Source organism: Rhodanobacter sp. MP1X3, assembly GCF_014207165.1.
Lineage (GTDB): Bacteria > Pseudomonadota > Gammaproteobacteria > Xanthomonadales > Rhodanobacteraceae > Rhodanobacter.
Genome location: NZ_JACHCO010000001.1, coordinates 1,187,855 through 1,201,658, shown reverse-complemented (window position 1 = coordinate 1,201,658; position 13,804 = coordinate 1,187,855). Strand labels below are relative to the sequence as shown.

Annotated in this window: 10 protein-coding genes and 2 pseudogenes; 6 read left to right on the top strand and 6 right to left on the bottom strand. The window is 61.5% G+C overall.

Annotation, left to right across the window (positions count from 1 at the left end; genetic code table 11):
* Positions 1 to 117: 117 nt before the first annotated feature.
* Entirely contained in the window at positions 118 to 2,160 is a 2,043-nt protein-coding gene (locus HDE79_RS04955) for a hypothetical protein (protein WP_255488243.1), read from the bottom strand.
* Between the two features lie 53 nt (positions 2,161 to 2,213).
* Positions 2,214 to 3,119, bottom strand: coding sequence for a hypothetical protein (locus tag HDE79_RS04950; protein ID WP_184600769.1), 906 nt, complete (start codon positions 3,117 to 3,119; stop codon positions 2,214 to 2,216).
* Between the two features lie 471 nt (positions 3,120 to 3,590).
* Here HDE79_RS04950 and HDE79_RS04945 point away from each other — a divergent pair.
* Positions 3,591 to 4,988, top strand: a pseudogene (locus HDE79_RS04945) (GTP-binding protein); the annotation flags it as partial.
* A 240-nt stretch (positions 4,989 to 5,228) separates the two neighbouring features.
* Here HDE79_RS04945 and HDE79_RS04940 read toward each other — a convergent pair.
* Positions 5,229 to 5,705 carry an SET domain-containing protein-lysine N-methyltransferase gene (locus HDE79_RS04940; protein WP_184600767.1) on the bottom strand — a complete coding sequence of 159 codons (477 nt, stop codon included), beginning with the start codon at positions 5,703 to 5,705 and terminating at the stop codon, positions 5,229 to 5,231.
* A gap of 162 nt (positions 5,706 to 5,867) precedes the next feature.
* Here HDE79_RS04940 and HDE79_RS04935 point away from each other — a divergent pair, with 162 nt between their 5' ends.
* From HDE79_RS04935 to HDE79_RS04925, 3 genes are all read left to right on the top strand, one after another.
* Complete coding sequence (locus HDE79_RS04935) at positions 5,868 to 6,350, top strand: hypothetical protein (RefSeq protein WP_184600766.1); 483 nt, start codon at positions 5,868 to 5,870, stop codon at positions 6,348 to 6,350.
* Positions 6,351 to 6,438: 88 nt separating this feature from the next.
* Positions 6,439 to 8,226, top strand: a complete 1,788-nt coding sequence (locus HDE79_RS04930) for an acyl-CoA dehydrogenase C-terminal domain-containing protein (protein ID WP_184600765.1) — start codon at positions 6,439 to 6,441, stop codon at positions 8,224 to 8,226.
* 154 nt (positions 8,227 to 8,380) lie between these two features.
* A complete protein-coding gene (locus HDE79_RS04925; protein ID WP_184600764.1) occupies positions 8,381 to 10,354 on the top strand; it encodes a CocE/NonD family hydrolase in 1,974 nt (657 codons plus the stop codon).
* 247 nt (positions 10,355 to 10,601) lie between these two features.
* On the opposite strand, the gene HDE79_RS04920 is transcribed toward HDE79_RS04925, so the two are convergent.
* Entirely contained in the window at positions 10,602 to 10,832 is a 231-nt protein-coding gene (locus HDE79_RS04920; protein ID WP_184600763.1) for a hypothetical protein, read from the bottom strand.
* Between the two features lie 277 nt (positions 10,833 to 11,109).
* On the opposite strand from HDE79_RS04920, the gene HDE79_RS04915 reads away from it, so the two are divergent.
* The gene (locus HDE79_RS04915) at positions 11,110 to 11,583 is read left to right on the top strand and encodes a GNAT family N-acetyltransferase (protein ID WP_184600762.1); all 474 of its coding nucleotides are present in this window, start codon (positions 11,110 to 11,112) and stop codon (positions 11,581 to 11,583) included.
* Between the two features lie 57 nt (positions 11,584 to 11,640).
* On the opposite strand, the gene HDE79_RS04910 is transcribed toward HDE79_RS04915, so the two are convergent.
* Positions 11,641 to 12,423 (bottom strand): SapC family protein, encoded by a 783-nt coding sequence (locus HDE79_RS04910; protein WP_184600761.1) that lies wholly within the window; start codon positions 12,421 to 12,423, stop codon positions 11,641 to 11,643.
* 283 nt (positions 12,424 to 12,706) lie between these two features.
* Between HDE79_RS04910 and HDE79_RS04905 the strand changes: the two genes are divergently transcribed.
* Positions 12,707 to 13,333: an HNH endonuclease gene (locus tag HDE79_RS04905; RefSeq protein WP_184600760.1), complete on the top strand. Its 627-nt coding sequence runs from the start codon at positions 12,707 to 12,709 to the stop codon at positions 13,331 to 13,333.
* Positions 13,334 to 13,467: 134 nt separating this feature from the next.
* Here HDE79_RS04905 and HDE79_RS04900 read toward each other — a convergent pair.
* Positions 13,468 to 13,692, bottom strand: a pseudogene (locus HDE79_RS04900) (low affinity iron permease family protein); the annotation flags it as partial.
* Between the last annotated feature and the right edge of the window lie 112 nt (positions 13,693 to 13,804).

Sequence of the window (13,804 nt, the reverse complement as noted above, 5' to 3'; positions counted from 1 at the left end):
GATTGTGGTGGACACGACGTACTCAGTCCGCTGGATCGATGTTGAAGCCGTCCATATCAAGTGCCGTCTATTCGAAGGCGGCGCGATGCGGCCTGCGTCTGTTCAGCGCCGCAGAACTCAATGAAACTGATCACTCGCCGGCACCCATGAACTGGATGACGATGACGCGGGATGCGCCAGCTTCACCGGCAGAATGATCGACGCACAGCCGGGCGGTGGTGGGCCACCGCTGACGCGGGCGGTGGCGCATTCGGCGTCGTTATTCAGTTGGATGGGCGCGCTGGCGACGGATGCCGTGCTGCTTGATGGCGCCGGGGGCGCGACTGGATTGGCTGGCGCCAGGTGCATGCGGTCGTAAACCTTGTCGGCGACCGGTGCAGGCGGTGGATCGCCATTCCCGCAGCTCAGGAGCGCCATCGGCAGCAGTGGCGTGAGTGCGCACTTGATGCGCAGACCGCGTGGCAGATTGAAGGTGTGCGTAGCGGTGGTTTTTTCCACTGCATGACGCAGCGCCGTGTCGACTGAGCTTTCGCCGAGCGGGGTCCAGTCCTTGTCGAAACGTGTGGCCTTGTAGCCGATATTGGGTGTGCCGTGATCCATGATCTTGGTATCCCCGTGCGGCGTCACCTGCACATAGCTGCCGATCTCGCCCTGCTTGTCGCCTTGTGCTGCGCCCGCCTGAGCCGTGGTGCCGATCTGGCCGGTATCGGATTTGCCGCCCTCGTTGCCCTTGCCGCTGGCCTTGGCTGACTGGTCGGCACCGTGCCCCTGCGCTGACGACAGCGGCGAGCCCTGCTTGCCGTTGCTATCCGGTGCATTGGCGACACCATTGGGCTCCCCTGGGGTAGCGGTGTCGCTGCCCTGCGGCGTGGCGTTCGGCGCAGTGCTGACATCGCGATCGCTGCTGAGCTGATTCGAACTTGCGCTCGGACTGGTGCTGGCTGATTTTGTATCGGCTGATTTTGTCGTCGTGTCCGACTTGCTCGGCGATTCGGCAGTCTGGCTGCTACTGGATGGCTGAGCAGTCGCCTGGGTTGCATCAGTAACTGCCGGCTGCGTGTTTAGCTCAGGCCTTTGTATGGACGTCTGGACGGCTGATGCCGATGCCTTGTCGGCGACGTTGATTTTCACCGTCGGTGCGATCGAAGGCACGTTCGGCTTTGTCATGGGTGACACAGGCACGGCTTCGAGTTGGGCTTCAACTGGTTCGACGGTGGGCGCCTGCACCTGCGGCAGCTCGCGCGGCACGCTGGGGGCAGGCACGCTCACGGATGACTTGAGGTTCACTGTCGGTGCGGGCTGCGCCGGTAACGGGACGGCTTGCAACTCGGGTACGGGCGGTGCGGCAGGCACCTCGGCGCGAACCGGCGTCACGCTGGGCGGCGCGCTAGATTTGGGCATCACGCTGGTCAGGGCAATAACAGGTTTGTCGATAGCCGGCATGGCCTGTGCCGGCACATCCGGCAGCGCCAGCGAGGCGGGTGGCGGCATCGGCTGATTGCCTTCGGCCTGCGGCGCGCGCACCGGCTCGGGCTGGAATTTGGGCGGCACCGGCGGCTGCATGGTAGGTGTGGCGAGAACCACCACCGGCGGCACACCAGACACCGGAATCGGCTGCAGCTGTGGCGTTGGCGCAGGCTTGGGCAAGCTCACCGGTGGCTTTGGCGCGGCAACCGGCTTGGGTTTGGGCGCGCTGGTTCTTGCGACCTGTGCCATGACCGGTGGCGCCGTGGCGGGGCTCGCCTGCGCGACGGCCATCGTCGACGGCTCGCTGGTGCGTTGAGCGATGTTGGCAAGCTGGCTGGCATGACCTTTGTGCCTTGGGCCTTTTTCCCTGGGCGGCGTACCACGCACGGGCGGCGGCGGTGGCGGTTCGGGCGCGTCGATCAGGCGGACATGCAGCGCCACCACTTTGGGCTCGGGCGGCAACAAGGGTTCATACACTGGCCCCAGCACGAAGCTCAGCAAAAACAAAATATGTACCAGCAGCGCACCAACGAGGCCGAGTACGCGCCGCCAGCGTTCGCGCGGCGACTGGCGGGTGAGCCGGCGGCGAAAAATGACGCGGGTGGACATGGCCAGCGGCGAATCCATCAAGACCCGCGCAGGACGACTGGCGGGATCGCCGGCGGCAGAGGAATCGGTGGGCGGCAAAGGCATGGGGCCAGTGTAGCGGCGACCCAGGCTTTCGCCGATAGCTCAGGGCTTACGTCTCAAGGCTTGCCCGCTGCCGCCTTGGCACGATCACTCTTCTCCGCATCGATCGAACGATTGGGCGTGTCGACCGGGCAGCCGTAGGCCAGTGGTTTCTCGGCGCGGTACATCGCGATACACGCTTCGATGGTCGGCGGCGTTGGTGGGCGCGGATCTTTCGCCAGCGGCTGCGACGGCGCCATGCTCAGGCGCTCGTCACCATCTTTCTTGGACGGCGGCGGCGGCGGATCACCACCGCAGCCACCGGCCAGCATGGCCAGCGAAATGCTGCAGTGGATGCGTACCCCCCTGGGCAAGTTGATGGTATGCGACACGGTGGTGGCATCGACGGCTTTCTGCAGACCGTCATCCACCGTGCTGCCCTTGTGCCAGTACTTGTCGAAGCGCGTTGGCGTGTATTTGATCGGCGTGGTGTGCTGCATGACCTTGTCGCTATCCGTCGGCATGCGCTGCACATAGTCCGCGGCGGGCGCCGGTGGCGTACTGGTTGCCGCGGCGGGCAATAGCGGCTGGCCGTTATTATCGAAAAGCTTCGGCGGCGGCGCATCGGCAGGCTTGGTCTCAGGCAGCTGCACGGTCATCGCATCCTTCGACACTGGCTCCGGTGCTGCGATGACACGTGGAGCGATGACACGCGGACGCGGCGCAGCCGTTTTTTGCGGCGGCGGTGGTGGTGCCGGCATGGTGGGTGGTGGCGGCGCGGCGATTGGCGAGCTGCGTGGAATAAAGCGGATTTCGATGGCGTCGTCTTGCCGTTGCGGCGTGACCAGAGCCACGTACGCGGGACGCATCTGGCGCCAGATCACCCAACCGAACAGCACGTGCAGGAGCATGGCGACAGTCACCGCCAGCCATAGCCGTCGGGGATCGCGTGGCGGTTCGCGCCAGCGCAATTGTCGCAACATCGCGCGCGTTGGCTCGTCCAGCAGGGTCAGTCCGTGAACGGGCTGATCGGCGGCGGGCGACGTCCAGCGATGATGCTCGACCTGCGGCGGATGAACGATGACGGTGCCTCAAGAATGAGTTGACGGCAAAGCATGCTGCATGGCGCTTGAACCGTGGGGGACTGACCATGCGTGTGGCCTGAAAGATTCGGGCGCCCATTGCAGACCACGGGATATGGCCACGGTTCCCCGCACTGCAGCTTGACCCCAACAGGCGTTGGCTCAAGGCTGGGTAGCGGCGTATCTCGCCGCCCCGCCATGACCGCCCTCAGCGCATCTTTCCATGCGTGTTCAGGGGGACGGCCGTGACGGCCCGCCATTCGTCGCCTGATGCGACCCCGTGCGGCATGGCCTCATGCCGACACGCCGCCGCATCATCTCAAGGAGGGCTGCATCGTGCCGCACACTTCAGAACACATCCGTACCGAAAATATCACTGGCAAGACCGCAGATGCCAAAGGCACCCGCACCGAACAGATCCGCAATATCGCGCTCGCCGGTCACGCCGGCGCGGGCAAGACCCTGTTGCTTGAAGCGTTATTGCTGGCCGGTGGCGCGATCCAGACGGCAGGTAGCATCGATCGCGGCAACACGGTGTCCGATACCGACAGCCAGGAAAAAGCGCGCGCCCATTCGATCGACAGCTGCGTCGCACACCTCGATCACGGCGGCTGCCATCTCAACCTGATCGATACCGCCGGCCATGCCGAATTTTTCGGCGCCACGCTGTCCGCACTGGCTGCCGTGGAAACCGTGGCGGTGGTGGTCAATGCCATCAACGGTATCGAGCACGGTACCCGCGAGCTGATGAAACATGCGCGCGAACGCGGACTGGCCCGACTGCTGGTGATCAACAAGATCGATTTCGACGGTGCCGATCTGCGTGCATTGGTCGAGGCACTCCGCGAGGAGTTTGGCAGCGAATGCCTGCCGGTGAACCTGCCCGCTGGCCACGGCAAGCGTGTACTGGACTGCTTCTTTCACAGTGAAGGCAACACCGACTTTTCGTCGCTGGCCGAGGCGCATCAACGCATCCTCGATCAAGTGGTGGAGATCAACGAAACCACGATGGGCCAGTACCTCGAATCGGGCGAAGCGGCACTCACACCACGGCAGTTACACGATGCGTTCGAGCAGTGCCTGCGCGAAGGCCATCTGGTGCCGATCTGTTTCGTCAGCGCACGAACCGGTGCAGGCATACACGAACTACTGGAGCTGGCGGCTCGACTGCTGCCGAATCCAGCCGAGGGGAATCCACCGCCTTTTGTTAACGGCAATGACGAACCGCTGGTGATCGATGCCAACCCGTCCAGCCATGTGATCGCCGACGTGTTCAAGATCGTCAACGATCCATTCATGGGCAAGCTCGGCATCTTCCGCGTGTGGCAGGGCACGATCCGCCGCGATAGCCAGTTGCTGATCGATGACGGTCGCAAGCCGTTCAAGGTCAACCATCTGTTTCGCGTACAGGGCAAAACGTATACGGAAATCGACATGGCCATGCCTGGCGATATTGCCGCCGTGGCCAAGGTCGAGGACATCCACTTCGATGCGGTGCTGCACGACTCGCACGACGAAGACCGCATCACATTGGCGCCGCCGACGTTTCCATCGCCGACCTATTGCCTGGCACTGGAGACCAAACCCAGGGGGCAAGAACAGAAACTGGCCGTTGCGCTCGCACGGTTGATCGAGGAGGAGCCTTGTTTCAGCGTCGAACATCACAAGGCACCCAACGCCACGGTGGTACGCGGTCTTTCGGAATTGCATCTGCGCGTGATGCTGGAGCGCGTGCGGGAACGCTACGGCGTCGAGGTAACGACGCATCCGTTGGACATGAGCACGGCTTGAAAGCGTAGCCTCACAGGCGTTTGGATGGCTGGATGTTGAAGGAAAAGCGCCGCATGGAACAGCGCGGCGAAACGAGCTCTTTCAATTGCCACTGCTCAAAGACGTCAGTGGCAACGACGGTCGTTCAAATCCCGTTTGCTCATGACCGTCTCCAAAGGGACGAACATCAGCTATGACGAGCCCTGCATACGCTATGTGTGAGCGTCAACGAAGGTCTGTTCAAGCCGGCTGCGTTTTCGACTTGAGCAAGGTGCCGGTGCACTTGGGTGAACCGCACAGACACTTCCACAATTTTTTCAGCCGCGCCGTGTGTACCACTTCCAGCACGATGCCGTAGTCGTAGGTCAACTCTTCGCCGGGCTTGATGCGACGGATAGTTTCGATCACCACCTTGTCCCTGCGCGGATTGCCGCCGGGGCTTTCCTCGACCAGCGCGCGGCAGTTCGGCTCGCAGCTGTGGTTGATCCAGCGCGCGCCGTTGCCGTTCTGATTAGCGTCGATGATGTATTCGTCGTTGAGCGTAAACAGAAACGTGTGGCCGGTCTCGCCACCATCACCGTACAGATCGTCGGCCTCGTCATTGGTCAGCAACTTGCCCTTGTACTGGATCACTTCCTCGCCCTTGGCCAGGGTTTCGACGGCGAAAACACCGTTGCCATGGATGGGCGAGCGACGGGCGATGATGCGACGTGTCATGAAGGGTCTGCCGATAATGGGGAAAATGGCGATGATGCCTGCTGCATCGCGCCATGGGAACCACCGGTGAGCGTCTCGGTTGCGCCAAAACGTTCGCGCAAAGCTACACAGCACTTTTCCGAGTTCCTGCTAATATTCAAACAATCGTTTGAGATGATTCCGATGAAACGACTGCTACGCGGTTCTTTTCTGCTTTTGTTGACGGCCGGGCTGGTTGCCTGCGGGCCGCCGAAGAAGAGTGTGTTCCCGCCTACGGTAAGCATTCAGCAGCTCAAGGTGTTGCCCGACGGTGAGTGGCAGTTGACTGTGCGCATCCAGAACAACAGCTATGGCGAGATGGACTTCAAGTCGCTCGACGGCCAGCTGCAAGTCGCAGAACTGGTTCCGGTTCGACTGCATGCAGCGTTCGAGCTGGACGTCCCCGCACTGGTTGGCGATGTGATCACGATCGAGGTGCTGCCCACAGCGCAAATGGTGAAGACGCTGCAAGCGGTCAATGCCAAAGGCAGCGCCGGCTCGCTGGCTTATCGCGTCAACGGCAGCGCCAATGCCAAGCCCGAACAGGAAAAGCAGACGCGCGATTTCGATTTCTCCGGCAACGACTTTCTCTCGCCTGCACCAGGCATACCCAACACTTTTCGCTGATCGTCTTCTTTCATTACGACACCGCTTTCATAAAACCTCGCTCTCATAAAACACTTTCACACGACGCCCTTTCGACCAAGGAATCACCATGACTGCTTACAAGGCTCCGCTCGACGATCTGCGTTTCACCCTCTTCGACGTGCTGGACGCCGAGAAGACGCTTACCGCTCTGAGCGGCGGCGAAGCGCACAGCCGCGATCTGTTCGACGCCGTGCTGGAAGAAGCGGGCCGCCTCAGCGAACAGCTGCTGGCGCCCACCAACGGGCCCGCCGACCAGGAAGGCTGCCACTTCGACAAGGCCACCCAGACAGTGACCACGCCAAAGGGCTTCAAGGAAGCGTTCAAGCAGTTCGCCGACGGCGGCTGGACTGGACTGACCAACCCTGAGGAATACGGCGGCCAAGCGCTGCCTGCCGTGCTGGGCACCGCTACCACCGAGATTTTCCAGTCCGGCAACCTGGCTTGGAGCCTGTATCCGCTGCTGTCGGAGGGCTCGACCCACGCGATGGAAATGCACGGTGAAGAGTGGCAGCGCCAGCTGTACATGAAGCCGATCGTCGAAGGTCGCTGGACCGGCACCATGTGCCTGACCGAACCGCAGGCCGGTTCCGACCTGGGCATGATCAAGACGCGCGCCGAGCCGGGCGAAAAATCCGGCGAACACGATACGTACAAGATCAGCGGCACCAAGATCTTCATCAGCGCCGGCGAGCACGATCTCACTGAGAACATCGTGCATCTGGTGCTGGCTCGCCTGCCCGACGCACCGGCCGGCAGCCGCGGCATCTCGATGTTCATCGTGCCGAAATTCAAGGTCAACGCGGACGGTTCCCTCGGCGAGCGCAACGCCGTGGCCGCCGGCTCGATCGAACACAAGATGGGCATCCACGCGTGCTCCACCTGTGTGATGAACTTCGACAATGCCGAAGGTTTCTTGATCGGCAAGCCGCACAAGGGCCTGGCGGCCATGTTCACCATGATGAATGCTGCACGCCTCTCCGTCGGCGTGCAGGGCCTGGCACTGGCCGAACGTGCACTGCAAAACAGCCTCAACTATGCGCGCGAGCGCCTGCAGTCGCGCGCGCTGTCCGGCCCCAAGTTCCCCGACAAGGTCGCTGACAACCTGCTGGTGCAGCCGGACGTGCGCCGCATGCTGCTGACCCAGCGCGCCTTCGTGGAAGGCTCGCGTACGCTACTGCTGTACACCGCATTGCAGACCGACGTCGAGGCACGTGCCACCGATGAGGCCGTGCGCAAGAAGGCCGGCGAGCTGGTGGCTTTCCTGATTCCGATCGCCAAGGGTGTGGTTACCGAACTGGCGCAGGAATGCACCAAGGAAGCGCTGCAGGTGTATGGCGGCCACGGTTTCATCGCCGAGAACGGCATGGAGCAGTTCGTCCGCGACGCACGCATCATCACCTTGTACGAAGGCACCACCGGCATCCAGGCGGCGGACCTGCTCGGTCGCAAGATTCTCCAACTGCAGGGTGTGGGCTTGAAGCACTTCCTCGAAGAGATCAGCGCGTTCTGCCAAAAGCAGAGTGGCAACGAAGCACTGCGCTCGCTGATCGGCCCGCTCGCCATTGCCACCAAGCAGTGGGGCGATCTCACCATGAAACTCGCCCAGCGCGTGCAGGCCAATCCGGAAGAACTCGGCGCCGCGGCGAACGACTACCTCTACTACTCCGGCTACGTGGCCATCGCCTATCTACTGGCCAAAGGTGTGGCCGCTGCGGAAACCAGCACGCAGTCCGAAGCCTTCAAGCAGGCCAAGCGCGACACCGCCAGCTTCTACTTCGCCCGCCTGCTGCCGCGTTGCCTGATGCATCAGGCCGTGATCGAAGCAGGCATTGCGTCGGTGCCCGAAATCGCCTGAGTCATTGCGACATAACTGCTGAACCCAAAAGCCCGGGGTCATACCCGGGCTTTTTTTATGCACGACGTTCAGCTCATGAAGGTCTTGGCGTTGACCTGATCCGCCGCCGCAACAAGAGGCTACTCTAGGCGAGCTTATCCAACGGGGAGTTGCCATGAAGTCGAGTCGTGCCGCTATTGCGTGGTGCGGGCTGAAGCCTGCACTGTTTACCTTGCTGCTCACGATGAGTGGTGCCTTGCTGGCCACGGACCCGCCGACCGCAAAATATCCGAAATACCCGAGCGAGACGCCGACCAACTTTACGCCCGCTACCGACAGCTACGACTACACGCGACGCGAGGTGATGATCCCGATGCGTGACGGCGTGAAGCTGCACACGATCATCCTGATTCCCAAAGGCGCGGCTCATGCCGGCATGCTGCTCACGCGCACACCCTACGATGCCAAGGAACTGACTACCCACAGCCCGAGTGGCCATCTCGGTCCGATGCTGGAAGGCTACGACAACGCCACCGACGTGATCATCGAGGACGGCTATATCCGCGTAGTTCAAGACGTGCGCGGCAAGTACGGCTCGGAGGGCGACTACGTGATGAACCGCCCGGTGCATGGCCCGCAGAATCCGACGCCGGTCGACGATGCCACCGACACTTACGACACCATCGACTGGCTCGTGAAGAATGTCCACGAGTCCAACGGCAAGGTCGGCACGCTGGGTATTTCGTACGATGGCTTCGAGCCGCTGATGGCGTTGGTCAATCCGCATCCCGCGTTGAAAGTCTCGGTGCCGATGAACCCGATGGTCGATGGCTGGATAGGCGACGATTGGTTCCACAACGGCGCATTCCGCCAACAGAACATGAGCTACATCTACGAACAGACTGCCAGCCGCGACAACACCATCAAATGGTGGAGCAGTTACCACGATGAGTACGACCTTTTCATGCAGGCCGGCTCGGCAGGCGAGCTGGGCCGCCAGTACGGCATGACTCAGCTGGGCTTCTGGAACAAGGTATTGGCGCATCCTGCGTACGATGCGTTCTGGAGCGACCAGGCCGTTGACAAGCTGCTGGGCACGTTGCCGCTGAAGGTGCCGGTGATGCTGGTGCACAGCCTGTGGGATCAGGAGGACAGCTACGGCGCACTGGCCGTCTACCGCGCGATCAAGCCCAAGGACAGCCGCGGCGACATGGTCAAACTCGTGATGGGCCCCTGGCATCACGGCCAGGAAATCGAGGAAGCCAGCTCGCTTGGCGCGATCAACTTCGGCAGCGACACCGGCCAGTATTTTCGCGAACACATCCTGCGCCCGTTCCTTGCGCAGTATTTGAAAGATGGCGCACCCAGGGCCGATCTCGCACCGGTCTCCGCGTTCGAAACCGGCACCAACCAGTGGCGCCGACTCGACCGCTGGCCGCTGGCCTGCGAGAGCGATTGTTCGACCAAGAGCCGCCCGCTCTACCTCGAACCCGGACAAAAGCTTGGCTTCAACGCACCCGCCACTGGTGCGGCCTATGACGAATACGTTTCCGACCCGGCGCATCCTGTGCCGTTCCGCGCGCGGCCGATTCAGCCGGTCGGCTATGACCCCGGCCAGACGTGGTCGCAGTGGCTTGTCGATGACCAGCGCGAAGCCTCGGGCCGCACCGACGTGCTGACCTATACCGGCGAAGTGCTCACCGCCCCGCTGAAGATCAGTGGCGTACCCGAGGTGCACCTGGCCGCCTCCACCAGCGGTACGGACAGCGACTGGGTCGTCAAATTGATTGACGTGTATCCCGACCAGGTGGCCGAACGGCCCGATCTGGGCGGCTATCAGCTGGCCGTGGCGATGGACATTTTCCGTGGCCGCTACCGCGAGAGCTTCGCCGCACCGAAAGCCCTTGTCGCTAATCAGCCGCTGGCGTATCAGTTTGCCCTGCCCGCGACTAACCACGTGTTCCTGCCCGGCCATCGCATCATGGTGCAGGTGCAGTCCAGCTGGTTTCCGCTGTACGACCGCAATCCGCAAACCTTCGTGCCCAGCATCTTCGAGGCGAAGCCCACGGACTATCAGAAGGCCACCCAACGGATTTACCACTCACCCGAACAAGCCAGCTATATCGCTTTGCCGGTGGTCGGGGGCTGAAAACAAGGAAAAGTCTTCTTTGGTTCGGCATCTGCCATCGCATGAGGCATTACCGAACCGCCCAGCAAAAAAGCCCGGCATTATTAGCCCGGGCTTTTTTCACTGAGTCCGCAGGACCATTCCAGGAACCTGCGTCACAAATTGTCAGCGGAGACTCCGCCATGAACCAAAGTGCCGAACTTGGTCAGTTCTGGTTCCGGAGTGGCAACGTACTGACAACGGACACCACTTGTCACCAAGGACAGCCTTACGAAAAACGGTTGCTGATCTGCATGTATTGCTGGATCAATGCCTCATGCGCGCCGTCCAGGTCCAGCAGTTCCCTGGCCGTAGCGGCTTGTATCGCCACCGCGTCGGGTTCAGTCACAGCGGACGCTGCCGCCGCCTTTTCCGTTCGAGTTGCCGGCGCAGCCGGCGCACTGAATTGGGCCAGCTCGGCCTCAAGCAGATAGGTGATGTCGTAGGCTGATTCGTTCATGTGACAAGCAAAGCAATAGGCTTGCCAACCACCACCTGGCCAGTACATCTGACGACTTTTTCAGTGCGTTATTGTGTGGCACGGGGCAACCCGTTGATCGAAACGCTGACACCGGCGGCCAAACACGCAGTGGGCAGATCGACCTGCCGAACCTGATGCGCAGTCACCAATAAGACCAGCGCGAGCGATATTCAGTGAAAATGGATGCCCTAGGCCTTCCGTCATCTTGGCGCAAGGTGTAGAAAAGATATCGGAATCTCCGCTACGCAACTGCCCGATGACCGAACCAACCTTGCTGATCCGTCTTGCCGAAGACGATGACGATTTCATTCTCGCGCTGGTACCCCGTTTCGTGGACTTCACGCTGCCGCCGTGGCGACGACGACACGAATGCATCGAGGGCATTCGTAACGATCTGCTGAAGCATCTGGAGGATCAGCCGGCGAACAGCTACCTGTTTGTGGCCGAGAATGCCGATGGCGAGAGGGTCGGTTTTATCCACCTGCAGCGCACGGCGGATTTTTTTACCGGACGCAGCAATTGCCATATCTCCGATCTGGCCGTGATGCCGCAACACGAGCGCGGCGGCGTCGGCAAAGCCCTGTTGGCGCATGCCGAAGCATGGGCACGCGAACACCACTGCCAGCTGGTGACGCTGGCGGTATTTCCGGGGAACGAGGGTGCGCGGGCGCTATATGAAGCGAGCGGCTATGCACCGGACCTGCTGCGACTGGCCAAACCGGTGCGCTGAAAAACCAGAGGCCGGCGCAACGCCCTAGGCGTCGCGCCGGCCTCTGGCGTGCTTACCTCAGTTTCGCGTGTCGCTTGCCGGGGTTTCAGCCAGCTCACGCAGCTCCAGCCGACGGGCCAGGCGGTCGATATTCGAGAGCGACAGCAAGTGCGCGTAGATCCAGCCGAACACGCCTTCCTTCGCAAACTCTTGCGTGGTTTTTTCGTCCAGCGTGCGCAGCTTTTCCTCGTTGACCACAAACAAGCCGTTGAGGTTGATCGAGCGACTATCTGCGCTGTCGGGCGCGCCACGCTGCAGGCGGATATTGCGCGGCTGCAGCAGGTCATGCTTGTTGAGTTGCTCAAGGAACCAGCGCGTCCGGGCAATGTTCTGCTGGAACTCGCCAAGAAAGCCCACTGCCTTGGTCAACAGCTCGGTATCGGTGCCGTCTTCCTTGAACAGACGCTCGCCTTCGGTCTTGTTGAAACCGACATAATCCTCGTCGAGAAACACGGTCAGCTCTTCACCCGGTTGACCATCCGGCTTTTCGGCCAAGACAAACGGATACCGACGGACAAACGCAGGAACGTAGATGTCGGGCGCCCACTGGCCCTCTGCATCGATGTACAGGTTCTCGTCCTGACGAAGGCCGAGCAGCGCCACGGGGCCGGCATCTTTCGCCTCATTGCCCGCAAACACGATCAACAGATCGCGCGCAGCGATGGCGAATTCCGTGCCGGTGAGCGGCACCGAGTGCGCCTTCATCGCATACTTCAGATTCGGCACGCCTTTCAGGCGCATATCTTTGTGGTCGATACGATTGAGCGGCACCGGGCGCTCGTAAAAAAGGACTTCAGCCACGTTGATACCTCTGCCCCGCCGTGCCGGGGTCGCCACCGAAGCGTCCCCTCTCAGAACCCGGCGTCGGGTCTATGTGATTGGCAACTATATCAGCGCCGCAGCGGGTGGGCGACTCGCCTTCGGTGACTGGGCTCCATCGCAATAATCCGCACGGCCCAGGAAGCCCGGCAAGAGCCCCCGATCGCTAGCATGCGAATTGCAATCAAAGTGTTCTATGCTGGCGGGAATGACGCACCGTGCATTGTTTAACGCTCTCTGACGCTTTGGCTGAAGGACGATCTGCATGCTTATGGAAGTCCCGCTGACGGAAGTTCCAACCCGGGCCGATATCAACGCGACCCGAATGCTGTCGCTTGACGCCAGCGGTCGCATCCTGGACTGGATCAGCTGGCAGGAGGCGGTTTGCCTCTACGTGCGCGACGCGGTGGCCTGGACCCTGGGCGATCCCTGTCTCACCGTCCATGGCGGCATCAACCGCCTGCACGGCGAACAGAGCCTGATGCACCTGCATCCGATCATCGCCAGTACCGGTCACTGCCGCGACCATGCGATCGATCCTGCGCCTGCGCTGACCAATACCGCATTGTTCGCCCGCGACCGCCATCTGTGCCTCTACTGCGGCAACCACTTCACCCGCGGCGAACTCACCCGCGACCATGTGTTGCCGATCTCCAAGCACGGCGCGGATGCATGGGAAAATGTGGTCAGTGCCTGCCTCCACTGCAACCTGAAAAAGAGCAACCGTACCCCGCAACAGGCCAATATGCCGCTGCTGGCCGTACCGTATCGCCCGAGCTGGGTCGAACACCTGATCCTGTCCAACCGCAACATCCTGGCCGATCAGATGGAGTTTCTGGTCAACCACCTGCCGAGGAATCGGCGACCGGCGACGGCTGAGGCATTTGCGTAAAACCTGATCTGCGCCCCGGATTAGTCAGAATCTGCCGCCAAAGCCTCTTCCAGATTGCCCAGTTCGCCGCGTCCCATGTCCGCCAGCCGGCAGTAATGCTGCCGAATTCGCGCCAGCATCTCGTCGTCGAGTTATTCCAGGTTGAGCAGGACGTTGTGCGCCCGGCTGCTGCGAATCAGCTCATCAAGCTTGATTTGCACCGCCGCGCCGTCGCGGCTCTGCGTCGTTCTGGATCAGAAACATCATCAGGAAAGTGATTTGGTGGTGGCAGTATTGATAACCAGCTGCCACGTATCAGCAAAGTGGAATGGGAGACCGGTGACGGCGGCAAACCGGCGGAACATTGACGAAGCGCTCATGCTGGGTTCTTTAAAAGTGGTAAAACCCGATAACCGGGTAGCCAACGGTCATTGGGGCCGTCGAGGTTCAGGCCTCACATAGTGCCTGCCCGGGCATTTACCCCGTCCCGCC

Bases quoted from the DNA above. Each gene is read 5' to 3' on its own strand.
- HDE79_RS04930 (WP_184600765.1), top strand. From the start codon at position 6,439: ATGACTGCTTACAAGGCTCCGCTCGACGATCTGCGTTTCACCCTCTTC.
- HDE79_RS04915 (WP_184600762.1), top strand. From the start codon at position 11,110: ATGACCGAACCAACCTTGCTGATCCGTCTTGCCGAAGACGATGACGAT.
- HDE79_RS04920 (WP_184600763.1), bottom strand. From the start codon at position 10,832: ATGAACGAATCAGCCTACGACATCACCTATCTGCTTGAGGCCGAGCTG.
- HDE79_RS04950 (WP_184600769.1), bottom strand. From the start codon at position 3,119: ATGTTGCGACAATTGCGCTGGCGCGAACCGCCACGCGATCCCCGACGG.
- HDE79_RS04925 (WP_184600764.1), top strand. From the start codon at position 8,381: ATGAAGTCGAGTCGTGCCGCTATTGCGTGGTGCGGGCTGAAGCCTGCA.
- HDE79_RS04940 (WP_184600767.1), bottom strand. From the start codon at position 5,705: ATGACACGTCGCATCATCGCCCGTCGCTCGCCCATCCATGGCAACGGT.
- HDE79_RS04905 (WP_184600760.1), top strand. From the start codon at position 12,707: ATGCTTATGGAAGTCCCGCTGACGGAAGTTCCAACCCGGGCCGATATC.
- HDE79_RS04955 (WP_255488243.1), bottom strand. From the start codon at position 2,160: ATGCCTTTGCCGCCCACCGATTCCTCTGCCGCCGGCGATCCCGCCAGT.
- HDE79_RS04935 (WP_184600766.1), top strand. From the start codon at position 5,868: ATGAAACGACTGCTACGCGGTTCTTTTCTGCTTTTGTTGACGGCCGGG.